This window comes from Bradyrhizobium sp. CCBAU 45321, from assembly GCF_028128975.1.
Taxonomy (GTDB): domain Bacteria; phylum Pseudomonadota; class Alphaproteobacteria; order Rhizobiales; family Xanthobacteraceae; genus Bradyrhizobium; species Bradyrhizobium yuanmingense.
Map to the genome: position 1 here is coordinate 462,375 of NZ_LFKZ01000129.1, position 23,706 is coordinate 486,080.

The 23,706-nt window shown below is 64.4% G+C and carries 17 protein-coding genes; 3 read left to right on the forward strand and 14 right to left on the reverse strand.

The features are described from left to right. Positions 1 to 80 precede the first annotated feature (80 nt). On the forward strand, positions 81 to 1,001 hold the full coding sequence (gene ppk2 / locus ACM43_RS31935) for a polyphosphate kinase 2 (protein ID WP_271545446.1): 921 nt from the start codon (positions 81 to 83) through the stop codon (positions 999 to 1,001). Positions 1,002 to 1,070: 69 nt separating this feature from the next. Here the strand turns inward: ppk2 and ACM43_RS31940 are convergent, their stop codons facing one another. From ACM43_RS31940 to ACM43_RS32000, 13 genes are all read right to left on the reverse strand, one after another. Continuing rightward, complete coding sequence (locus ACM43_RS31940; protein WP_333919951.1) at positions 1,071 to 2,648, reverse strand: metallophosphoesterase; 1,578 nt, start codon at positions 2,646 to 2,648, stop codon at positions 1,071 to 1,073. A gap of 15 nt (positions 2,649 to 2,663) precedes the next feature. Continuing rightward, complete coding sequence (locus tag ACM43_RS31945; RefSeq protein ID WP_271545448.1) at positions 2,664 to 5,363, reverse strand: hypothetical protein; 2,700 nt, start codon at positions 5,361 to 5,363, stop codon at positions 2,664 to 2,666. Positions 5,364 to 5,512: 149 nt separating this feature from the next. After that, the gene (locus ACM43_RS31950; protein WP_271545450.1) at positions 5,513 to 6,592 is read right to left on the reverse strand and encodes a zinc-binding dehydrogenase; all 1,080 of its coding nucleotides are present in this window, start codon (positions 6,590 to 6,592) and stop codon (positions 5,513 to 5,515) included. A gap of 60 nt (positions 6,593 to 6,652) precedes the next feature. Further along, positions 6,653 to 7,594 (reverse strand): DMT family transporter, encoded by a 942-nt coding sequence (locus ACM43_RS31955; RefSeq protein WP_271545671.1) that lies wholly within the window; start codon positions 7,592 to 7,594, stop codon positions 6,653 to 6,655. Between the two features lie 187 nt (positions 7,595 to 7,781). Further along, the gene (locus ACM43_RS31960; protein ID WP_271545452.1) at positions 7,782 to 8,621 is read right to left on the reverse strand and encodes an aldo/keto reductase; all 840 of its coding nucleotides are present in this window, start codon (positions 8,619 to 8,621) and stop codon (positions 7,782 to 7,784) included. A gap of 168 nt (positions 8,622 to 8,789) precedes the next feature. Next, positions 8,790 to 9,686, reverse strand: coding sequence for an SMP-30/gluconolactonase/LRE family protein (locus ACM43_RS31965; protein WP_271545454.1), 897 nt, complete (start codon positions 9,684 to 9,686; stop codon positions 8,790 to 8,792). Positions 9,687 to 10,047: 361 nt separating this feature from the next. After that, a complete protein-coding gene (locus tag ACM43_RS31970) occupies positions 10,048 to 12,750 on the reverse strand; it encodes a nitrate reductase (protein ID WP_271545456.1) in 2,703 nt (900 codons plus the stop codon). A gap of 1 nt (position 12,751) precedes the next feature. Continuing rightward, positions 12,752 to 13,969, reverse strand: a complete 1,218-nt coding sequence (locus ACM43_RS31975; RefSeq protein WP_271545458.1) for an NAD(P)/FAD-dependent oxidoreductase — start codon at positions 13,967 to 13,969, stop codon at positions 12,752 to 12,754. A 10-nt stretch (positions 13,970 to 13,979) separates the two neighbouring features. Beyond that, the gene (locus tag ACM43_RS31980; RefSeq protein ID WP_271545459.1) at positions 13,980 to 14,408 is read right to left on the reverse strand and encodes a globin family protein; all 429 of its coding nucleotides are present in this window, start codon (positions 14,406 to 14,408) and stop codon (positions 13,980 to 13,982) included. A gap of 180 nt (positions 14,409 to 14,588) precedes the next feature. Next, positions 14,589 to 15,980 (reverse strand): MFS transporter, encoded by a 1,392-nt coding sequence (locus tag ACM43_RS31985; protein WP_271545461.1) that lies wholly within the window; start codon positions 15,978 to 15,980, stop codon positions 14,589 to 14,591. A gap of 340 nt (positions 15,981 to 16,320) precedes the next feature. Beyond that, positions 16,321 to 17,115, reverse strand: a complete 795-nt coding sequence (locus ACM43_RS31990; RefSeq protein WP_271545463.1) for an ABC transporter ATP-binding protein — start codon at positions 17,113 to 17,115, stop codon at positions 16,321 to 16,323. A 13-nt stretch (positions 17,116 to 17,128) separates the two neighbouring features. After that, positions 17,129 to 18,025, reverse strand: coding sequence for a nitrate ABC transporter permease (gene ntrB / locus ACM43_RS31995; RefSeq protein WP_157281026.1), 897 nt, complete (start codon positions 18,023 to 18,025; stop codon positions 17,129 to 17,131). A 65-nt stretch (positions 18,026 to 18,090) separates the two neighbouring features. After that, positions 18,091 to 19,410, reverse strand: a complete 1,320-nt coding sequence (locus tag ACM43_RS32000; protein WP_271545466.1) for a CmpA/NrtA family ABC transporter substrate-binding protein — start codon at positions 19,408 to 19,410, stop codon at positions 18,091 to 18,093. Positions 19,411 to 20,086: 676 nt separating this feature from the next. Between ACM43_RS32000 and ACM43_RS32005 the strand changes: the two genes are divergently transcribed. Both ACM43_RS32005 and ACM43_RS32010 read left to right on the forward strand, forming a co-directional pair. Then, entirely contained in the window at positions 20,087 to 20,926 is an 840-nt protein-coding gene (locus tag ACM43_RS32005; RefSeq protein WP_271545468.1) for a formate/nitrite transporter family protein, read from the forward strand. 60 nt (positions 20,927 to 20,986) lie between these two features. Next, positions 20,987 to 22,723: a bifunctional protein-serine/threonine kinase/phosphatase gene (locus ACM43_RS32010; RefSeq protein ID WP_271545470.1), complete on the forward strand. Its 1,737-nt coding sequence runs from the start codon at positions 20,987 to 20,989 to the stop codon at positions 22,721 to 22,723. A 75-nt stretch (positions 22,724 to 22,798) separates the two neighbouring features. On the opposite strand, the gene ACM43_RS32015 is transcribed toward ACM43_RS32010, so the two are convergent. Then, complete coding sequence (locus tag ACM43_RS32015; protein WP_271545471.1) at positions 22,799 to 23,668, reverse strand: SDR family oxidoreductase; 870 nt, start codon at positions 23,666 to 23,668, stop codon at positions 22,799 to 22,801. Positions 23,669 to 23,706: the final 38 nt, after the last annotated feature.

Here is a 23,706-nt window from a genome sequence, read left to right on the forward strand (position 1 = left end):
GATTGGCGGGTTGTCACATGGGCGCAACAAAGCCCGCCGATGGTCGTTGGTAACTGGCATCCTAGCGGAGAGAAGGACCCATGACCGCATCCGATCGCAAATCCGAGATCTCCAAGCGCGCGCGCATCATCCAGGAAATGGCCGACGATCTCGACGAGGAACTTGAGATGGAGCTGGATGATGCCCGTCTCGACGAGCTCCTCGACGAGACCGGAACGCTGAAACCGACGGTCGATCGCAGGCTCTATTTCCGGGAACTGCTTCGCCTCCAGGGCGAGTTGATCAAGCTCCAGGACTGGGTGCAGAGCGAGAGGAAGAAGGTCGTGGTGCTGTTCGAGGGCCGCGACGCCGCCGGCAAGGGCGGCGTGATCAAGCGCATCACGCAACGGCTCAATCCGCGTATCTGCCGCGTCGCGGCGCTCCCCGCGCCGAACGAGCGCGAGCGCACGCAATGGTATTTCCAGCGCTACGTCGCGCACCTGCCAGCCGGCGGCGAGATCGTGCTGTTCGATCGCAGCTGGTACAACCGCGCCGGCGTCGAGCGCGTCATGGGCTTCTGCTCGGAGGCGGAGTACCAGGAGTTCTTCAAGACCGTGCCGGAATTCGAGCGCATGCTGATCCGATCCGGCATCATCCTGGTCAAGTACTGGTTTTCGATTACCGACGACGAGCAGCAATTCCGCTTCACCATGCGGATCAAGGATCCCCTGAAGCAGTGGAAGCTGAGCCCGATGGACGTCGAGTCCCGCAGTCGCTGGGAGGCGTACACCAAGGCCAAGGAGACGATGCTGGAGCACACGCATCTGCCGGATAGCCCGTGGTGGATCGTCGATGCCGTGGACAAGAAGCGCGCGCGGCTCAATTGCATCGCGCATCTCTTGACGCAGATCCCGTACCAGGAGGTCGTGCGGGCGCCGGTGACGCTACCGCCGCGCGTGCGACATCCCGACTATCAGCGAGGCCCGGTCCCGCCAGAGATGTACGTGCCGGCGAAATATTGACACTCCTACCGCCACGGCTGCACGATGATCTTGGTGTGGGCTTCGGGGTTGGCGCCGCGACTGACCCACTCAACGGCACTTCGGATCGTCAGGGCTCGTGAAGCTGCCTGCACCGTCTTCCGGCATGTGCCAGGCCACAGTCCTGGGAAGGGGAACCTGTCCCGGCGGAGCTGCCGGCACGACGACGGCCGAATAGCAGGGCGGCAATTCTTCGAGGCTCATCAAGCGCAAAGCCTCCTGTGGTGCACGGCCGCCGAGACGTTTGAGGAAACCCGCGTCGTCGAGCAATCGCTGGAATGCGCCGGTGTTCGCGACCGTAATCGTGACCGGCGAGCCTTCAACCTCGACACGCCAAGGTTCCTCGAACTGGTGAGTGTGACCATAGATGAAGACGCGCATCGACTTGTGGTCGGCTTGGCGGGCAGCAAGATGTTTCGCCATCACCTTGCCCTTGGAGGAGAGGAAGTGCTCGGCGAGACTTCCAAGCTGCATGTCCCAGCAGACCTGGTCCTTCTCAATGGCGGCGATCATGTCGCAGAGCTGTTGAACTTCCGCGTCCGGAAGCTGCTCCTTATCGTTCGCCAGCCTGGTCAATTCCGATTTGATGGCGTTGGCCTCTTCATCGTCCTTCGACAATTGCTGCCTCAGCGGGTCTTCCTTCGGCAACGCGTAGAGGAAGAGCATCGCGCCCTTTCCGCGCGCGATCTTGATATCCCAGTTGACCTTGCCGGCGGGCGGCTTGCCGAGCATGACGGATTTCTGTCTCAGCGACGTTTCCAGCAGGTTGAAGCTCAACAATCTGGCGATGTCGGAAGCCGAGCCCCAGAGCCCCCGATCCGCGGCACGATACCGAGCCCCCGCGGTCTCCGGACTGAGATTGTCGATGATTGAATACGTCTTTTCCTGGTCATTGAACAGCCGCTGAACGAACAGTTCGCCCCACGGCCGGACGATGTAGTCCTTGCCGTCGACGCGACGCGATATCGTAGGCCATGTCGCGTACTTGTTGACGTCCTGGCCGATCTGATTGCCGTGTTCTGCCAAGATTCGGCCGTCGGCGGAAAGCCACAGGCCCTCGGTCACGAGGTTGATGCGACCGCTGTCGGCATTCAGCGCGGCCCCGAGCGCCTTCCAAACCCCAGCATAGCGCAAGGTCGAGTCGTGGTTTCCCACGATGAGGTGCAACCGGTTTTCACCGCGCTCGGCAAACGCCCGCAAGATGCCGAGATCGCCCGCATGTTCGGCCGCCACTTTGTCGACCAGCGCAGCCATCTCGTCGATCGTACAGCCGAGATCTGCGCTCGCACCGCCGCATTTGATATCGGCCGGCGGTTGCCAGAGCTCGAGAAAGTCACCGACGACGACGAGATCGACGCGTTGCTCGCCATCCTCCGAGATCTCGTTCAGGAAGCCCTCCAGCGCCCTTGGCCAGCGGAAGTCTTCCGTCGGGTCCCAGGCACCGCCCGCCTGCTTGCCGACGCCGAAATGCAGATCGCTGATGAACACGCTGTGTCGGGGCGAGGCGGCCGGTGCCTGATAAGGCACCTTTGCGACAGCAGGCGCGTTTGCATCGTCGGCCCGAGCGAGGGCAATCGGCCAAGCCAGGACGATCGCAGCCATGAACACGGCGGTCTGACGAAGTTTCATGCGCCACCTTGCGGGTTAGGGCTGGACACACAGCTTGATCGCGGGGTTGCCGAGCAGGACATATTCAAGGCCCAGCTCGCTGTAGTTGGCATCCGCCTTGTCCTTGAACTTCTGCGCCGTTCGCGCGACCGTCTTGTCGAAAAGATCGAGAATGGTGGGGGGCGGCTTCTCTGATGTGATCTCGGCCATGAGCTCGGCGAACGAGCTGGCGAATACAACGCCGTAGCCGGCGTCGATCGTGAACGGTGAGGCGATCAACGTGTCGAATCCCTGCTCGTTCAGCCGCTGCAGCAGCGCCGTGTTGCGGCCCTTGGCGGACGCGGCGGAACAGGCGGCGAAAATGCCGACGCTCCCGGGCGGAAACCTCTTCTCGATATCTTGGGGAATGATGTGATCGGTTGATTCCGTAAACCACATCGCTCCCTCGTCCTGGTGCGCGAGTACGACGAACCCGAGCGCGGAAGAAGACGCCGCGAGCAACGGCGTGACGGTGCCCCCAGTGGCGGCAAAATACTGCCGAAGCTTTTCGATCTCGGAAATTCGCGTTCCCGGCACCTTTGCCGGGAAGAAGCCCGGGGGCATCACCGCACCAGGAACGTTCTCCAAGCCGTCGGGGACCGCGAACATCCAGTCGCCGATGCACTTGTCGCGGGATGGATATCGCTCGATCGCCATCGGCTGCACCACGATGATCGACTTTTCCAAGACGGGATCCGTCCCTTTGGCTCCGAGAATTCCAAGTGGCACGTAGATGCTGCGATTTTGACCGCCAGTCGCATCCGATGCGACACGGACGACAATGACTGGCGACCCGTCGCTTTCGCGAACGAGGGCGCGCAGTGCGGCTCTGGCGTTCTTGGCATCGTCCTCGGTGGTGGTTCCAGGCCTTGCGGAGAACAGGATCTTTGCGAGCTCCTTGGCGGCGGGGAGATAGCTTCCGGGCTTCCTGTCGGCGGCGTCCCTACGGGCTTTCAAGATCATGTTCTGGAATCGGTCGGACTTGACGAAGTCGACCACGCTGGACGCTGTCTGCCAGCCATAGACCGGTGTCTTGCCGGGGCGGCCATCGACGAACACGGCCATGCTGTAGGCTTCGAAATCGAAGATATGAAGGGCGGCTGCTGCAGTCACGTCGGCGCCCGAGCCCTCCATACCAAGCGATACCTTGCGCAGCGGATTGAGGCCGCTGGACAGCGCGTTGGCCTGCGCCGGATCGGCACTGTCGCACACGGGCGCAGACGCGCTGGTCTCGCCGATCGACACACGCTGCACCAGATGATCGAGCGGCTGTACGCCCCTGAAGATTGCGAACGCAACCGTCGCACAGCCCTGGGATTCCGCGGTGAGTGCGATCTGAATGCTGCCGGCGCTGGCCTTCGCCGAAAATTCGGCAATCGACATCGATCCGTCGGCATATTTCCGCGCGGACTCCGCATCGGGATACCGAATCTTGTCGAGATCGATCTTCAGCGTGTAAGAGTTGCGATCGTCAGCAAGCCGCAGGCTGGAGCCCTCGGGAACGAGTGGCTTGATGGTCAGAACGACCTCGCGACTCCTGGAATCGGCGATCATCTCCTCTACCGCTGCATCCACTTTCGCGCCTGCGGACTGCGTGATCCGTCGCAGCAGGGCGTAATTGAACGCAGCGACGTCGAGCGTGTACATGTATGTGTTGTTGGCAATCAGGATGTTCGCCGCTGCCCCGCCGCCATCCACGAACCAGCTATTCCAGTAGGCCGAGGTGTTGACCGGTTCGGGCGCCGCCGGCGCCGGGCTCGGGGTGGGCCTCGGGGCTGGCGTTGGCGACTCCGCAATTGGCGTGTCGGTGAAGACTTCGCCAAGGCGACCGGAATATCCTCCTCCAACCGGCGGGAAGGCCGAGGCTATCTTGCCGTCGAGATCGAGTTGAGGCGCCCGGCCGAGAAAGTCTCCGATGCGCCCGTCAGCGCGCGGAAGTGGCGCGCCGGGCGCGATCGGTCGGGGCGAAGATGGCGCCGAAGACGCTACCGGTGGTGGCGCGGGGACCATTGGTGCCGACGCCGGAGGAGGCGGCTCGCGCATGGGCGCGGCCGTCGGACCCATTCGCGACTGTGGTTCGGCCGGTCCGTCGATCGTGGCGATTCTGCCATGCCGGCGCGCCGACTTACTCTCTTTGGCCGCCGCCTGCATCTCGCGATGCTCGGGCGTATCTGGTGTGACGTTCGGCCCCGCATCGCCAATTCTGGCGGCCTTGCTGTCGGTACGAGCGGGAGCCTCCTTGGCGATCGGTGCCGTGTCTCCGGACGGCGGCGCGGGCGCGCTCGGAGCCTTCGGCAAGTCCAACGGCAATTGCGGCGGCGCTGGCGGATCGCGGTTCCAGACGTCGATACTCTGGGAAGTCGGAAGCGACGCGTGGATCTCACGCATCGTATTCATAGCCACCGATTGAAGCAGCAGGAACAGGCCCGCAACGAGCGTCAAGCCTGACATGCCGCCCACAGCAAGCCATCGCGGCGCGAACCGATCGGAACGCAGAGCGGCCAGCGTCAACAGACCGAGATTGGCTGCTATCAGTGTCGCAAACCAGAGCGGCGGCACATCTACGCCGGCGGCGTGCAGCGCGTAGGCCTCGAACCACGCGAGCGCGATACAGACGAAAATGCCGATCGCCGCCAGAAACACCGTTCTGACAGGGGATACCAGCGTGCGCCTTTCTGCGGCTTGAATACTTGCCACGGCGACCCCGCAAAAAATGAACTGCAAGAAATAATCGCGGAGATTGTCACAAGAAGTTCAGCGCGTCTACCCTTACGTGCAAGCGTTCCGGGGAACCCGTTGGCCGCTTGCGTGCACAGGATTGGAACGAAGCGGTCGAGCCCCGGGCCTCACCGCCACGGCTGCACGATGATCTTGGTGTGGGCTTCGGGGTTGGCGAGATCGGCGAAGGCCTTGGCGACGCCGTCGAGGCCGACTTCGGCGGTGACCATCGCGGCCGCGTCCACCTGCCCTTCGGCGATCAGGCGCAGCGACGCAGCAAACTCCTCCGGGGTGTAGCCGAGCACGTATTGGACGTTGAGCTCCTTCATGATGCCGAGCATGGGCTCGCTTCTGTCGCTCTCCATGCAGACGCCGACCACGACGATGCGCGCATCGCGCGGGGCACCCTCGAATACCTGCTGCAACAGGCCGGGCACGCCGACGCACTCGAAGATGATGGCGGGCTTCAGCGCGGGCAGCATGGCCTGGAACGGCGGCCGCGCCGCCTTCTCGGCCTCCGACATCTGCGCGTGCTCGGCCCAAGTCGCGTAAGGCTGCGACTCTCGGGGATCGACGACGATGTCGGCACCGAGTTTTGCGGCGAGCGCACGCCGCGCCGGCGAATAGTCGGCCGCGACGATCGGATGCAGCCGTTTGAGCTTCAGCGCGGCGATCACCGCAAGTCCGACCGGGCCGCAGCCGATCACGAGCGGCACCTCGCCGCCACGGATATTGGCTTTGGCGACGGCATGAACGCCGACGGCGAGCGGCTCGGTCAGCGCGGCATGCTCCGGCGCGAGGCCGTTGGGTACTTCGAGCAGCAGCGCTTCGCTCAGCAGCATCGCCTCGGCATAGCCGCCGATATTGTCGTTGGAATAGCCGATCCCTTCGATGCCCTGCGGCGTCACCAGCGCTGGGAGCGAGCAGACCTGGGTTCCCGGCTTCAGCTTGCGCGATGTGCCGGGGCCGTAGTCGACGATCTCACAGCAGAATTCGTGGCCGAACACGACGTCGCGGCTGAGGTCCATCGGCTTGCGCCCGGTCTTCCGCGCCATCTCCACCATGCGATGGGCGTGCTGGCGCGCGTGCAGATCGGAGCCGCAAATGCCGCAGGCGAGCGTCTTGACCAGAACCTGGCCGGGGCCCGGCGTCGGCTCGGCCATCCGGCCTACGACAATTTCACCGTTCCTGAAAATCGCGGCGCGCATCCGGCTCCTCCCTGATCGTTGGAGCCGTTGATAGCACGACGCGAAAGCTGCGAACTTGCGTCAGGCGTTCGGCGAACGCTCTTCCAGCACCAGCAGCTGAGCGCGGCGGACGCGCTCGCGATGGGCGATGTAGAGACCGCTGGCAACGATGAAGGCTGCACCGACGACGGTCCAGACGCTCGGGATCTCGCCGAAGATGAAGAAGCCGAGAATGCTGACCCACAACAATTGGGAGTAGGAGAACGGCGCCAGCACCGAGGCATCGCCGTAGCGATAGGCGAGCACGACGATCCACTGGCCCGCGGTCGAAGCGACGCCGATGAAGATGCCGAGCGCGATCGCGGTCCAGGACGGCGTCACCCAGACAAACGGCACGATCGCGGTGAGGATGACAAGGCCGGTGAGCGAGGAATAGGCCATGGTGGTGACGACGGCTTCCCGTCCGCTCATCATGCGCGTCAGGATCAGCGTGCCGGCCCAGCACGCCGCCGAGACCAACGGAAAGAAGGCGGCGGGGTGAAACGCGCTGGTGCCCGGGCGCAGGATGATCAGCACGCCGATGAGGCCAAGCGCGGTGGCGAGCCAGCGGCGCATGCCGACCTTCTCGCCGAGGAACACGATCGAGAGCGCTGTGACGAATAGCGGCGCGACGAAACCGGTGGCGGACGCTTCCGCGATCGGCAGGAAGCCGAGGCCCGTGATGAAGAACAGCGAGGAGCCGAGCAGGGCCGCCCCGCGCATCACGTGCAGGCCCGGACGCTTTGTCCGCATCGCATAGAACGGCGAGGCGGGCAGCATCACGGGCGTGAACAGCAGCGTGAAAGTCAGGAACCGGATCCAGGTGATCTCGATCGAGGGCAGGCTGGTCGAAAGATATTTCGCAGTGACGTCGGAGCAGCCGAGAAACACCGTCGAGAGCAGGATCAGCGCGATGCCCTTGAAGGGATGATCGACGCGCGCAGGCGCGCGGCGAGCCTGCTGCTTCTTCTCCGGCACAGGCATGGGAATAACGTCGAGCCTTGCGGCTGCGGCGGGCGGCGGTGTCACGGCTGGAACCCGGGCAAAATGCGAATCGAGAACAGCCGTAAAAAACGACAAATGCTCCGCGTTCACAACTTCCGAAAACAGGATGCCGATATGCGCGAGCCGCCGCGCGCGTCAATGCTCCGTTAATATTGCCATTTGTGCACTACAGCATGGGCAGGCCGCGCGGCTTCGGTCCGCGCGGAAACACCGCATCGAGCGCGGCAACCTCGTCTTTCGTCAGCACGAGATCGCCTGCCGCCGCATTCTCGCCGGCATGTTCCGCGGACGCGGCCTTCGGTATGGCGAACACCGTAGTCGCACGGGTCAGGAAGCTCAGCGCGACCTGACGCGGCGTCGCACGATGCGCCTCCGCGATGCGCGCCAGCACGGCGCCGCCCTTGCTCCGCTCATCGGGGAAATCGTCATGGCCGAACGGCGAATAGGCGACGACGGCGACATTGTGCTGCTCGCACCACGGGATCACCGCATGCTCGATCGCGCGTTCCTTCAGATGATAGAGCACCTGGTTACAGGCGATCCGGCCCTCGCCGGAGACGTCGAGAATCTCGTCGAGATCGTCGGCATCGAAATTGGAGACGCCCCAGGACTTGATCTTGCCGGATTGCACCAGCTCCTCGAACGCGGCGACGGTGTCCTCCAGCGGATAGGAGCCGCGCCAGTGCAGGAGATAACAATCGAGCCGGTCGGTCTTCAGCCGCTTCAGCGAGCGCTCGCAGGCGGTGATGGTGCCGCGGCGCGAGGCGTTGCTGGGCAGCACTTTCGAAACGAGGAACACCTCGTCGCGCCGGCCTGCGATCGCATCCGCAATGACGAGCTCGGCATCGCCGTACATCTCGGCGGTGTCGATGTGGTTCATGCCGAGATCGAGCCCGCGCTGCAGCGCCGCGATCGCGCGCTTGCGGTCGCCGTGGTCGAGATACCAGGTGCCCTGCCCGATGACAGAGACGTTTGCGCCGGTCTTGCCGAAGGGTTTTGTGTTCATGGTCGCTCCGATCTCCGCTGTTATTTCTCCCTCTCCCCGTTCTTACGGGGAGAGGGTCGGGGTGAGGGGCTGCCTCCGCAGATTCGCTGACAGTTGGACTCGCGGAGGCCCCGCCGCACTGCGTGCGTCGGCCTCACCCCGCAAGCGGGGAGAGGCGAAGAGTCAGCGCTACAATCCCCCGATATCCGCCACCAGCACGCTGCCGGTCGCGGACTCCGTGATATAGAGCCGATCCTTGTTCTCGCCACCGATCGCGACATTGGTGCAGTTCGGTCCCGCGCACGATTTGATGCGCGCGATCAGTTCCCCGTTCGGCTCGAACACGAAGACGTGGCCGAGCGAGGGGTGGCCGACGAACAGGCGGCCCTTGGCATCCATGGTCAAACCGTCAGGGCCGCTGGTGCCGAACAGCGAGCAGAAGCGGCCGACCTTGGACACGCTGCCGTCCTTCATGAACGGCAGCCGCCACACCGCGTTGTCGCGCGTCATCGCGACGAACAGCGCGGTTTCGGTTGGGTCGAGCACTAGGCCGTTCGGACTGATGCCGGTGTCGAGCAGGCAATCGAGCCGGCCGTTCGAACCCAGCCGATAGACGCGCCCGCTCGGATCATGCAGCCCGGTCTGCCCCTGGTCGGTAAAATAGATATCGCCGTTGGAGGCGAGATGCAGGTCGTTGCAGCCGCGGAACGATTCCGAATTGCGCCCGGTCACGACCGGCTTGACGCGGCCGGCTTCGGCATCGAGCTCCATGATGCCATGCCTGTAGTCGGCGACCAGGATGCGTCCGTCGGATGCGATCTTCAGCCCGTTCGGCCAGCCCTCATATTCGACCACGAGCGACCATTCGCCGTCGGGCGCAATCCGGAAGATGCGGCCGAACGGAATGTCGACGATGTAGAGATTGCCGTCCTTGTCGAATGACGGCCCCTCGATGAAGCTCTCGGTTGGCATGTTCGGCCGGTTGGCATCGGCCCAATCGGTTCGCACGCCCTTGCGGCGAAACTTTTCGGGCATGGCGGTGAACAGCCTGGTTTCGATCAGGCGCGGCGGCGTTTCCAGGTACATCTTTGTTGTTGTGTTTGTTGAGGGGGAGCGCGGGCAGCATAGGGCACAATCGAGGGCGCGTCGATTGGCGCGGGGGGCATGGCTGCGTCCACGTCGCTCTCGTGTCCCGGGCGCGCTGCAGCGTGAAACGCTGCTGCGCAGAGCCGGGACCCAGGAAGCCACGCAACTCGGTGCAACATGGCCCCCGGCTCTGCAGCGCATCGCTATGCGCTGCGCTGCGTCCGGGGCACGAGATGATCGATTTGGTGCGCACCTGCATCAACACCGTCATTGCGAGCGCAGCGACGCAATCCAGAATCCCTCTGCTGAAAGACTCTGGACTGCTTCGCTGCGCTCGCAATGACGGTTGAGAGAGCCAGCCCTATCCCGCCGCGCTTGCGATCTTCGCCTGCTTTGCTGGCACTTCCGTCGTGGCGATCAGGCGTTTCAGCTCGGGGATGCAGGAGCCGCAATTGGTGCCGGCCTTGAGCTTGGCGCCGATTTCGGCGGCCGTGCGCGCGCCGCCAGCGATGCTGTCGCAGATGGTGCCGCGGCCGACGCCGAAGCAGGCGCAGACGATCGGGCCGGTCGAGGCCGCGCCTTCGCTGGACCTGCCCGACAGCAGCATGCGGCGCTGCTCATCCGTGACCTGATCGGCCGCGAACAGGCTCTTCACCACCTCCCAGTCGCCGGCATCGTGCGCGGGGCCGACGAACAGGCAGGTCTCGATTCGATCCCCAACAAACGAAGCCGCGCGAAAAACCCCACCGCCGAAATCGCGATATTCGGCAACGTCCTCTCCGGCGACGCTCTCGAGCCAGGCGGGCCAGCGGGCGAGATCGGCATTGTCGGCGAACAGATAGCCGAAGCCGCCGCTGACGGTCACGCGCGTCCACAACAGGTTCTGCGGCAGATCGAGCGGCTTGCGCGACAATGCAAAGCCGCGGAAGACGAATTCGTAAGGCGCGATCGCGGCCGGCGTCGCCTTGGCTTCCGGCTGTCCCGAGAACGGATCGGTGAACGGTGCTACCATCGCCCCGACGCGGCCGTGCGAGGCGTTCATCGCGCTCCAGTGGATCGGCACGAACAGGGTGCCGCGCTGCTGGCGGTCGCTGACGACGACCTTGAGGATGCACTGGCCGTAATCGGTGGTGATACGGGCATAGCCGTCATGGGCGATGCCGTATTTGCCGGCATCGTCGGGATGGATCTCGACGAAAGGCTCGGGCAGATGCGCGCCCAGGCGCTGGCTCAGGCCGGTGCGCGTCATGGTGTGCCACTGGTCGCGGATGCGCCCGGTGTTGAGCCTCAGGGGACGCGACGGGCCGGTCTCGCCGCGCAGCGCCGGCACCTCCGGCGCAACAAAGCGGCCCTTGCCGTCATTGGTGAAGAAGCCGCCCTGCGCGAAGAAGCGCTCGCCGGGCGTCCCGCCCTCGCGCACCGGCCATTGCACCGGCTTCAAACCATCGAAGGCTTCGTCCGACAGCGAGGTCAGCGCGCCGATGTCGAAATCGCGGCTGCCATTGTTCTCGAACGCCGACAGCGCGGCATGCTCGCGGAAGATATCGGCGGCCGATCTGTAATTGAAGCTGTCGCCGAAGCCGAGACGTTTTGCAGTCTCGCTCAGGATCCACCAGTCAGGACGCGCTTCCCCCGGGGCCGGCAGGAACGCGCGCTGGCGCGAGATGCGCCGCTCCGAATTGGTCACCGTGCCCGACTTCTCGCCCCAGGCCAGCGCCGGCAGCAGCACGTGCGGGCCGGCCGCGACGGTGTCGTTGGAGAGCACGTTCTCGGACACCACGAACAGCTCGAGCTTCTTCAGAGCGTCGCGCACCATGTCGGCATCGGGCAGCGACACCGCGGGGTTGGTGCCCATCACCCAGAGCGCCTTGACCTCGCCGCGGTTGATCGCCTCGAACAGCTGCACCGCCTTCAGGCCTTCATGGGTGGCGATGCGCGGCGCCTTCCAGAACCGCCTGACGCGGTCGATGTCGGGCGGCGTGAAGCCCATATGGGCGGCGAGCATGTTGGCGAGGCCGCCGACCTCGCGGCCGCCCATCGCGTTGGGCTGGCCGGTCAGCGAGAACGGCGAGGCGCCCGGCTTGCCGATCCGCCCCGTGGCGAGATGGCAGTTCAGGATGGCGTTGACCTTGTCGGTGCCCTGCGCCGACTGGTTGACCCCTTGCGAGTACAGCGTGACGACCTTCTCGGTGTCGCGGAACATCCTGAAGAAGGCGGCGACGTCCTGCTCGGAGAGGCCCGTGGCGAGCGCGGTCGCAGTGACGCTGCCGGCGATGTTGCGCGCGCGCGCCAGCGCATCATCGAAGCCCGACGTGTTCTGCGCGATGTAATCCTGGTCCAGCACGCCATTGTCGGCGAGATGCACGAACAGGCCGGAGAACAGCGCGGTGTCGGTGCCGGGCTTGAGGCCGAGGAACAGGTCGACATCGCTGGCGGTATCGGTGCGGCGCGGATCGATCACGATCATGCGGGCGCCGCGCTCCTGCCTGTTCTTCAGCATGCGCTGGAACAGCACCGGATGGCACCAGGCCGCGTTCGAGCCGACGAAGACGAGCAGATCGGCCTGGTCGAGATCGTCATAGCAGCCAGGCACCGTGTCGGCGCCGAAAGCGCGGCGATGGCCCGCAACCGAGGACGACATGCAGAGCCGGGAATTGGTGTCGACATTGGCGGTGCCGACAAACCCCTTCATCAGCTTGTTGGCGACGTAATAGTCTTCGGTGAGGAGCTGGCCGGAGAGATAGAACGCGACCGCGTCGGCGCCATCGCGCGCCACGATGTGCTGCATGCGGTGGGCGACGTGGTCCAGCGCATCGCTCCAGGCGACCCGCTCGAGCACGCCCTTGCAGCGGATCATCGGATAGAGCAGCCGCCCTTCCAGGCCGACGGTCTCGCCGAGCGCGGAGCCCTTTGAGCACAGCCGGCCGAAATTGGCGGGATGATCGGGGTCGCCCGCGATCGCCGCGCCGCCCTTGCCGTCGGGCGTCGCCAGGACGCCGCAGCCGACGCCGCAATAGGGACAGGTGGTCTTGGTGGTGCGGAGATTTGGATCGATCGCCGTCATATCACGCCGCTTTCGAAGGCTGCGCCAGCGCGCGGCCGAACATCATGTCGGTGCGGATCGAAGCGACCTTGTCGCGATTGCGGATCAGCTCGAGATACCAGAGCGCATCGATCGTATCGCCGATCAGCACCGCGCCGGTGAGCCGACCGTCGGCGATGACGAGCTTCTTATAAGTGCCGCGCCTGCGATCCGACAGCACGAGGCTCTCGCTGCCCTCCCCGCCCATGAAGTCGCCGGCGGAGAACACGCTGACGCCGGAGACCTTCAGATTGGTCGAGACCACGCTGCCCTGATAGGCGGCGGGCCGGCCGGCCAGATGCCGCGCCAGCACGCGCGCCTGCTCGTAGGCGGGCTCGACCAGGCCATAGCAGGTGCCGCGATGCTCGGCGCATTCGCCGAGCGCAAAGATGTCGGACGCGGAGGTCTGCATCACGTCGTTGACGACGACGCCGCGGTTGACCGCGATCCCCGCCTCTTTCGCCAGCGCGACGTTCGGCTTGATGCCCGCGGCGAAGATCACCGCATCGGCCGCGATGCGACTGCCGTCGGCGAGCTCGACGGCCTGGACGTGGCCGTCGCCGTGGATGCAGGCCGTCGCGGCATTGAGCATGACGCGGATACCCTTGCGCTCGACCAGCGTCTTGAGCAGGTCGGCCGCGGGCGCGTCGAGCTGACGCTCCATCAGCCGGTCCATCAGATGCAGCAGCGTCACCGGTGCGCCGGCCTTGGCGAGACCGTAAGCCGCTTCCAGCCCGAGCAGACCGCCGCCGACCACGACGACGCGCTTCCTGGCCGCGGCCAAAGTCAGCAGCAGGTCGACGTCGCGGGTGTCGCGAAACGTGTGGACGCCGCCGAGATCGGCCCCCGGCACGTTGAGCCGCAGCGGCGTCGATCCCGTGGCGAGCACGAGCTTGGAATATTCCATGCTCTCCTCGCCCGCGATCTTGAGCTCGCGGCGGCCGACATCGATCTCGCTGACGCGATAGCCGTAGCGCACCGTGACGCCGCGGTCTCGCCACCAACCGGCCGGCCGCAGCTCGATCTCGTGCGAGCCGGTCTCGCCCGCCAGCACCGAGGAGAGGAGCACGCGATTGTAAGCGAGCCGCGGCTCCTCGCCGATCACGGCGACCGCGTAGCGGCCGAGCGCGGTCTTGGCGAGCTCGTCGACCAGACGCGCGGCCGCCATACCGTTACCGACGATGACCAGCGGTTCACTCACAACGCATCTCCTATTCGGCGGCCTGCGCTTGCGCGCCGTAGGCCTCGGAAATCATGTAGCCGGACAGCACGCCATAGGCGTCGGTCCACGCTGCGGCGAGTTCGGGCGTCCAGGCTTCGCCAAGGCCCTTCTCGAGGGTCCAAAGCAAGCTCGCGCCGACCACGGGGTAGTGCTCGGCCTTGGCGCCATAGTCGACGTGACGCTTGGCGAGCGCGGAGGCCGCGGGAAGAATCGATTCCAGATTCGACAGGCCGCTGACCACGGCGGCGAGCATGCCCATCAGCTTCTTGCGCTGCTCGGTCATGTCCTCGGGAAACATCCCGCGCACGGACGGCGCCACCTCGAACAGGCGGTCGTAGAACAGCACCGCAGCGGCTTCCGAAATCGGGGCGACCTTGGCGAAGCTCTGCTGAACGAGGGTAATCTGCTCGGGCGTCATGATGTTCTCCTGTCTGTTTCGGTCTGCCTTCGTCCGCGCCATTGCGGACAAAGTTCATGAGTCAAACGTCATCAGAGAGATTTCTCCCCGCGTACGGGGAGAAGCGACATTCGTGCCAATTCTCTATCTCCTGAGCATGATCTTGTCGGAAAACGGCTTCACACTTTTCCGGATCATGCTCTACACACGCGCCTCGGCGAGGCTTGGCGCGCCTTCACCCTGCGGGCTGCGACGCAGGTAGAACCACCAGGTCAGAGCGAGGCAGGAGGCGTAGAAGGCGAGATAGACCGCGAGGGCGAGCTGCGGCCCGCCGGTCATGGCGATCGACTTGCCGAAGCCGCTCGGGATCAGATAGCCGCCGACGGCACCGACCGCGCCGATGAAGCCGACCGCCGCGCCGCTCTCGATGCTCGCGGTCTTCAGGGCAGCGCTGCGTGCCGCATCGCCCTTGCCGCGCACCTTGAACAGGTTCTCCTCGCGGAAGATCGAGGGGATCATGCGGTAGGTCGAGCCGTTGCCGATGCCGGTCGTCACGAACAGGATCAGGAACATCGACAGGAAGCCGATGAAATCCTTGTGCCCGACGAAGTAGAGCGCGCCGACCGTGGCGCCCGCCATCAGGATGAAATTCCAGAACGTGATGATGGAGCCGCCGACTCGGTCTGCGAGCCAGCCGCCGAGCGGACGCGACAGCGAGCCGACCAGCGGGCCGAGGAAGGCGATCGAGATCGTCACGGTGGGGAACTGCGTCTTGAGCAGCAGCGGAAACGCCGCCGAATACCCGATGAAGGACCCGAACGTGCCGATATAGAGATACGCCATGATCCAGGTGTGCTTGCGCTTGACGATCGCGAGCTGGTTCCTCACCGACGATTTCGCCGTGGTGAGGTTGTTCATGAAGAACACCGCGCCGAACACCGCGATGCCGATCGGCAGCACCCACATCAGGCCGGCATTCTGCAGGAAGATGCCGTCGACGGGCGTTGCCTGATACAGGTTGAAGACGGCGAGCGTCATCAGGATCGGGGTCAGGAGCTGCACGCTGGAGACGCCGATATTGCCACCGGCCGCGTTGAGGCCGAGCGCCCATCCCTTCATCCGGTCGGGGAAGAAGAAGGAGATGTTGGTCATGCTGGAGGCGAAATTGCCGCCGCCGAGACCAGCGGTCGAGGCGACCAGCAGCATCAGCCAGAACGGCGTGTCGGGCTGGCTGACGAAATAGGCAAGCGACAGGGTCGGGATGAACAGGATCGCCGCGCTGAAGATGGTCCAGTTGCGGCCGCCGAACGTCGTCACAGCGAAGGTGTAGGGAAAGCGCATGAAGGCGCCGATCAGGCCGGGCACCGCGACGAGCTGGAACAGCTGGTCGGTGGTGTAGTGGAAGCCGGCCTGCGGCAGCTTGGTGGTGACGATGCTCCAGATCAGCCAGACCGAGAAGCCGATATGTTCGGCGACGATGGACCAGATCAGATTGCGCCGCGCGATCGACTTGCCGGTCGTGTTCCAGAACGCCTCATCCTCGGGGCGCCAGTCTGAGATCCAGCTCGAATTCAGAGTCGGATTCTTCGTCATTGAGTATCCCTTCCAGGCTCACCGCTGCGTCGTTGCAGGCTCTGCCTCCGGTCACGGAGGCGCGCTCCGAGGCTTCACCCCCGGTGGCGAGATCACGATGCTGATTGATGATGTTGAGGGACGTCGTCGTTGGCGTCGCGCAAAGACGTTTCAATTTCCGTGCCAGTTGCGCGCACGCAGGAAACACAGGGATTTCAGGATGTTATTCGCATTGCCCGAATGGTTTGCAGGGCTTTTCCGCACGCTAAATTTGCGTTTCGCTCAATCCCTGTGCGACGCACAAGGATTGAGCTTGATGTCGATTAATTGGGCGCGGGCAGATCTCGCGTGAACGCGTGACTTACGCGGCTTCGACGAAGCGATGACGCTCGTAGAGGAATTCGAGCACGCGCTGGCGGCACTTCAGATAAGTGGCGTTGGTCGCGAGGTCGAGCCGCTTGCGCGGCCGCGCCAGCGGCACCTCCAGCAGCTCGCCGATGCGCGCGCTCGGTCCGTTGGTCATCATCACGATGCGGTCGGACAACAACACGGCTTCGTCGACGTCGTGGGTAATCATCAGGATGGTATTGCCGAGCTTCTGATGCAGCGCCATCACCGAGTCCTGCAAATGGGCGCGGGTCAGCGCGTCGAGCGCGCCGAACGGCTCGTCGAGCAGCAGCACCTTCGGCTCCATCGCCAGCGCCCGGGCGATGCCGACGCGCTGCTTCATGCCGCCGGAGATCTCCGAAGGACGCTTGTCCCTGGCATGGGCCATCTGCACGAGGTTGAGATTGTGCATCACCCAGGCGTCGCGCTCGGCACGGGACTTGGTCTTGGCAAAGACCTTGTCGACGCCGAGCCTGACGTTTTCGTAGACGGTCAGCCATGGCAGCAGGCTGTGGTTCTGGAACACCACGGCGCGATCGGGCCCCGGCGAGTTCACCTCGCGGTTTTCCAGCAGCACGCCGCCCGTGGTGGCGCCAGTCAGCCCTGCGATGATGTTGAGCAGGGTCGACTTGCCGCAGCCGGAATGGCCGATGATCGAGACGTATTCGCCCTTCTCGATCGTCAGGTTGATGTCCTTCAGCACCTCCGTGCTGGCGGCGCCGCGGGTGAAGACCTTGTCGATGTGGTCGAGCTTCAGATAGGCGGTCATGTGCCCTCTCCTCTCAGTTCTGCGCGGTGCCGCGGGTGACGATCTTGCCGAGCCCCGCGATCAGGCGGTCCAGCACGAAGCCGACGATGCCGACATAGAACAGCGCCAGGACGATCTCGCTGATATGCGAGGAGTTCCAGGCGTCCCAGATGAAGAAGCCGATGCCGACGCCGCCGATCAGCATTTCGGCGGCGACGATCGCGAGCCAGGACAGGCCGATGCCGATGCGCAGGCCCGTGAAGATGTAGGGCGCCGCCGCCGGGATCATGATCTTTGCGAAGAATTCCAGCGGATTGAGCTGCACCACCGCGGCGACGTTGCGATAGTCCTGCGGGATGTTGCGGATGCCGACCGCGGTGTTGATGATGATCGGCCAGATCGACGTGATGAAGATGACGAAGATCGCGCTAGGCTGGCCGTCGCGGAAGGCCGCGAGCGAGAGCGGCAGCCAGGCCAGCGGCGGAATGGTGCGCAGCACCTGGAACAGCGGATCGAGCCCGCGCATCGCCCAGACCGACTGTCCGACCAGCACGCCGAGCGCGATGCCGGCGATGGCCGAGAGCGAGTAGCCGAAGGCGACGCGCTGGAGACTGGCGGACAGGTGCCAGAACAGGCCTTTGTCGATGCCGCCATGATCGAAGAACGGATCGAAGATCAGCTCCTTGGTATCCGCAAATACTTTTGAGGGCGGCGGCAGCGCCGAACCGGCTCTCCTGCAGACCAGCTCCCACACCAGCGTCAGCAGCGCGATCACGACCAGCGGCGGGATCACGCGCACGGCTGTCTCGCGCGCCATGCGTGCGTAAGTTTCAGCGCGCGGGGGACGCTTGGGCGTCAGCGCGACGACCGGCGCAATCGTTGCGGCAGGCGTCGCAGTCTCAACCTCGATCTTGGTGGCGGTCATGTTCATCGCTATCTCTCTCCGGCGTGGCAAGGACGATGCGGCCGCCCCCTAAAGGCGGCCGCAGGGCTCCATCAGACTTCGACGCGCTTGATCGCGAGCGACTTCAGATAGGCGGCCGGATTTTCCGGATCGAACACCTTGCCGTCGAAGAAGGTCTCCTTGCCGCGCGAGGTGGAGGCCGGAATGTCGGCGGCGGCAACGCCCAGGGTCTTGGCCGCATCCTTCCAGAGGTCCTCGCGGTTGACCTTGGCGATAAGCGCCTTGCTGTCGAAGCCGGCCTCGTATTTGCCCCAGCGGATGTCCTCGGTCATGAACCAGAGATCGTGGCTCCGGAACGGATAGGAGGCATGATCGCGCCAGTACTTCATGATGTGCGGCGAGTTCTCGACCACCTTGCCGGGAATGCCGTAGTCGAACTTGCCCTTGGCACGATCGGCGATGTCCTCGACCGGGCAGTTGATCCACTGGCGCTTCGCCATGATGGTGGCGAGCTCTTCCTTGTTCTCCATCTTGTCGGCCCATTGCTGGGCCTCCATCACGGCCATCAGGATCGCCTTTGCAGCCTTGGGGTTCTTGTCGACCCAGGCCGCTCGCATGCCGAACGACTTTTCGGGATGCTTGCTCCAGATCTCGCCGGTGTTGACGGCGGTATAGCCGATCTTCTGGTGGACCAACTGCCCGGGCCAGGGCTCGCCGACGCAGAAGGCGTCCATGGTGCCGACCTTCATGTTCGCCACCATCTGGGGCGGCGGCACGGTGATGGTCTCGACGTCCTTGTCGGGGTCGATGCCGCCGGCGGCGAGCCAGTAGCGGATCCAGAGGTCATGCGTGCCGCCCGGGAAGGTCATCGCGACCTTGGCCGACTTGCCTTCGGCCTTCTTCTTCTCGAATGCGGCCTTGAGCACCGAGGCGTCCGCACCAACCTTGAGGTCGGCATATTCCTTGGCGACCGAGATGCACTGCGCATCGAGATTGAGCCGCGCCAGGATGTACATCGGCGTCGGCTGGTTGTTCTGCGTCACCTTGCCGGCCGAGATCAGGTACGGCATCGGGGTGAGGATGTGCGCGCCGTCGATGCCGTTGCCTTCGGAGCCGAGCACGAGGTTGTCGCGCGTGGTGCCCCAGGATGCCTGCTTCTGCACGTCGGTGTCGGGCACCCCGTGCTTTGCGAAGAGGCCCTTGTCCTTGGCGACGAACAGCGGGCCGGCGTCGGAGAGCGCAATGAAGCCGAGCTTGGCGCCCTTGACCTCGGGGCCTCCGTCCTGCGCGAAGGCGCCGGCGGGGAAATTCAGCTTGGCGGCGGCGAGCAGTGCGGCGGTCGAGCCGGTGGCTTTCAAAAATTGACGGCGGCTGAGGCCAGTCTCGGAGGGCCGGCGAATGCGCTTGGTCATAGGTCGTGTCGTCCTTTTGCGTCGTTGCGGAATGATTGCGTCAGTGCGCACGAGCAGCCCGTCCGTCCGTGACGCCAGAAAAAGGCGCATGCGAACGCGCGACGGGGAGACCCCGTTTGGGTGCGTCAGCAATTCGGATGAGAAGTCTCGCGGGACGGCTTCAATGGCGTCGGCCTGGAACTATTCAAGCTTCATGCCAAGCCTGCCACCGTCAAAAATGATGGATAATCAGATGCTTGGTAATTTCGCGTCTGACCAACGCAGCCCTGTTCCGCACGCGAAGTTTGCGATCTGCTCAATCCTTGTGCGCCGCACAAAAGTTGTGCAGCCGCTCAAGCAAGAGGCGGCGCAGTTTTGCCAATCATCCCCCTGCAGCTGACATCCAGCTGAATTTGCTCGCTTTTTCGATCGACGCACCACGGCACACAAATTGCTTCTGAGGTTGCGTCAACGACGACTGCGGCTTGGCCGCATTGATGCAGCCTCTGGCGGCTGCATCCCGGAAGCTCACCTGCTTCGCGGTCTCCGGCTTCAGAGTCCTCGTGACGCGATTCCCAAGGCTTCCAGACTTTCCATAGCCCTCGTGCGCGGCAGGCTGCCCGCACGGCCGATGACGTTCAGCCGCGCCCTCGTCGGGGGGCGTGTCGATCTCACTTACGAGCAAAAGGAACCATTGATGTCGTATCTCGCGCCTTCGGAATTCGTCACCAAGATGGTGGATGCGGGCGAGTCCAAGATCTTCATGTCCACCCGGGATACCATCATCCGCGCCTATATGGCCGGCGCGATCCTGGCCCTCGCAGCCTGGTTTGCCGTCACGATCACCGTGAACACCGGCCAGCCGCTGGTCGGCGCGCTCTTGTTCCCGGTCGGCTTCGTCATGCTCTATCTCCTGGGCTTCGACCTCCTGACCGGCGTGTTCGTGCTCTCGCCGCTCGCGCTGATCGACAAGCGCCCGGGCGTCACGCTCAACGGCGTGCTGCGCAATTGGGGTCTCGTCTTCGTCGGCAATTTCGCCGGCGCCTTCACCGTCGCCTTCATGATGGCCTTCGTCACGACCTTCGGCTTCACGCAGGCGCCCGACAAGGTCGGCGCCGCCATCGGCAATATTGGCGAGGGCCGAACCCTTGGCTATGCCGCGCACGGCGCGGCCGGCATGGCGACGCTGTTCTTGCGCGGCATGCTCTGCAACTGGATGGTCTCGACCGGCGTCGTCGGCGCCATGATCTCGACCTCCGTGCCCGGCAAGGTGATCGCGATGTGGATGCCGATCCTGGTGTTCTTCTACATGGTGTTCGAGCATTCCGTCGTGAACATGTTCCTGTTCCCGTCGGGCCTGCTGCTCGGCGCCAAGTTCTCGATCATGGACTATCTGATCTGGAACGAGATCCCGACCGTGCTCGGCAACCTCGTCGGCGGCCTCGCCTTCACCGGCATGACCCTCTATGCCACGCACGTCATGACCCTGCCGAAGCGTCAGGCGGAGAAGGCCGTGAAGCCCCGCGTTGCGGCCTGATCGAAAACGTCTCGACAGGGGAGCCTCGCCCGATCAGGGTGAGGCTCCTCCTTGCCGGGGATGGCGATGACCCGCGGACTCCTGATTTCAGTCGGCCAGCATTCCGACAAGGGCCGCAAGCCCATCAACCAGGACTTTCACGGCGTCCTGATTCCGGAAGAGCCGCTGCTCAGCCTGAAGGGCATCGCGGCGGTTCTCGCCGACGGAATTTCCTCGAGCACGGTAAGCCAGATCGCCAGCGAGTCGGCGGTCAAGAGCTTCCTGATGGATTATTACTGCACGTCGGAATCGTGGACGGTGAAGACCTCCGCCCGCCGCGTGCTGGAGGCGACCAATTCCTGGCTGCATGCGCAGACGCGCAAGAGCCAATATGCCTATGACCGCGACAAGGGTTATGTCTGCACCCTCAGCGCCATGGTCATCAAGGCAACCACCGCGCACATCTTCCATGTCGGCGATTGCCGCGTCTATCGCGTCGCCGGCAAGGCGCTGGAGCAACTGACCGACGATCACCGCATCATCGTCTCGTCCGAGCAGACATATCTCGGCCGCGCGCTCGGCATTAATCCGCAGCTCGAGATCGACTATCAGGCGATCGAAATCGAGGCCGGCGACACCTTCCTGCTGGCGACCGATGGCGCCTATGAATTCGTCGACTCCCGTTTCATCACGAGCGCGCTAAGCGAGCATGCAGCCGAGCTGGACGGGGCGGCGAAGGCGATCGTGGAGGAAGCCTATCGCCGCGGCAGCGACGACAACATCACCGTGCAGATCCTGCGGATCGATGCGGTGCCGCAGCGCGATCCGGCCGGCATCTTCAATCAGAGCTCGGAATTGCCGCTGCCGGCGCTGCCGGAGCCGCGGGCGATCTTCGACGGCTACCGGATCGTCCGCGAGATCCACGGCAGCAGCCGCAGCCATATCTACCTCGCCGTCGACACCGAGACCGAGCAGCCGGTCGCGCTCAAGCTGCCGTCGGTCGACCTACGCGACAACGCCGCCTATCTCAAGCGCTTCCTGATGGAGGAGTGGATCGCGCGCCGGATCGACAGCCCGCATGTGCTCAAACCGCTGTCGCAGTCGCGGCGACGCGGCTATCTCTACGTCGCGACCGAGTTCGTCGAGGGGCAGACCTTGAAGCAGTGGATGACCGACAATCCGCGGCCCGATCTCGAAACCGTGCGCGGCCTCATCGAGCAGATCGCCGCGGGCCTGCGCGCCTTCCATCGCATGGAGATGCTGCATCAAGACCTCAGGCCCGACAACATCCTGATCGACAAGACCGGCACCGCCAAGATCATCGACTTCGGATCGGTCAGGGTCGCCGGCGTGGCCGAGGCGGCGCCGCCGGGGGAGGCCGACGAAATCCTGGGCACCGTCCAATACACGGCGCCGGAATATTTCCTGGGGCAAGGCGGCTCGCCGCGCTCCGACATGTTTTCGCTGGCCGTGATCTGCTACCAGATGCTGACGGGAAAGCTGCCCTACGGCACCCAAATCGCCAAAATCCGGCGCAAGGCGGATGTGCGAAAGCTTAAATATCGCGCCGCCGACGATGACCGCAACGTTCCCGCCTGGGTCGACGGCGCGCTCCGGCGCGCGCTCCATCCCGATCCCTACAAGCGGCACGAGGATCTCTCGGAATTCATCTTCGAGCTTCGCACGCCCAACCCGGCCTATCTCGACACGCGCATCACACCGCTCCTGGAGCGCAGCCCGCTGATGTTCTGGAAGCTGACAACGGCGGCGCTCGCCTGCGCCGTCGTCGTGCTGCTGGCCTTGCTGCATGCGCGCTGATCGAGATTGCCGCTCGCCACATGATCAATAGCGAGCGGCGCAGCCAGCCCGCCTGCGCTTCTGCTCTGGCAAGCCTCAAACGGAGGCCGCGATCTCGGCGACGAAGTCGCGATAGGAGCGCAAGGGACGGCCCAGCATGCCGGTCAGACGCTCGACGTCGCCGGGCTCAGGGATCATCCCCTCGGTGAGGAAGCGCTCGCCCATCACCCGCATGTCGAAAGCCATCCAGGGCGGCATGAACTGCCTGAGGTTCTTCTCGAACCCCGCGGTATCGTCTCCGCCGTAGGCGATCGCGCGGCCGAGCACCTCCGACCAGATCGCGGCGGCCCTCGCGCCAGTGAGTGTCTCAGGGCCAACAAGATTGATGCGTTCGAGCGGAAGCGGCGCTGCGGATGTCTCGCGGCGGATCAGTTCGATCGCAGCGATCTCGCCGATGTCGCGCGCGTCGATCATCGCAAGGCCCTTGCTGCCGATCGGCATCGGGTAGACGCCATATCCGGTCACGGCATCCTTGATCATGAGCTCGTTGTTCATGAAATAGGCGGGCCGCAGGATGGTCGCCTTGAAGCCCATCTGCTCGATCATGCGCTCGACCCCGAACTTGCCGGCGAAGTGCGGCACATTCACGTAGAGGTCGCTGTGAATGACCGACAGATAGACGAACCGCTCGATGCCGGCTTCGCGGGCAAGGTTGAGCGCAGTCAGCGCCTGAGTGAATTCGTCGGGCACCACGGCGTTGAGCAGGAACAGCGTCGAGACGCCCGAAAACGCAGCGCGCACGGAATCGACGTCCAGCAAGTCGGCTTGGGCGACCGCGACACCTGCCGGAAGGTTGGCCTTCTCGGGATTTCGGACGAGTGCGCGCACATCGGCGCCGCGCTTGACGAGTTGCTCAACGACGTTGCGGCCGATGGTGCCGGTGGCGCCGGTAACGAGGATGGTCATGGGATCACTCCGGTTGGGTTTTGGAAGACACCCGGAAA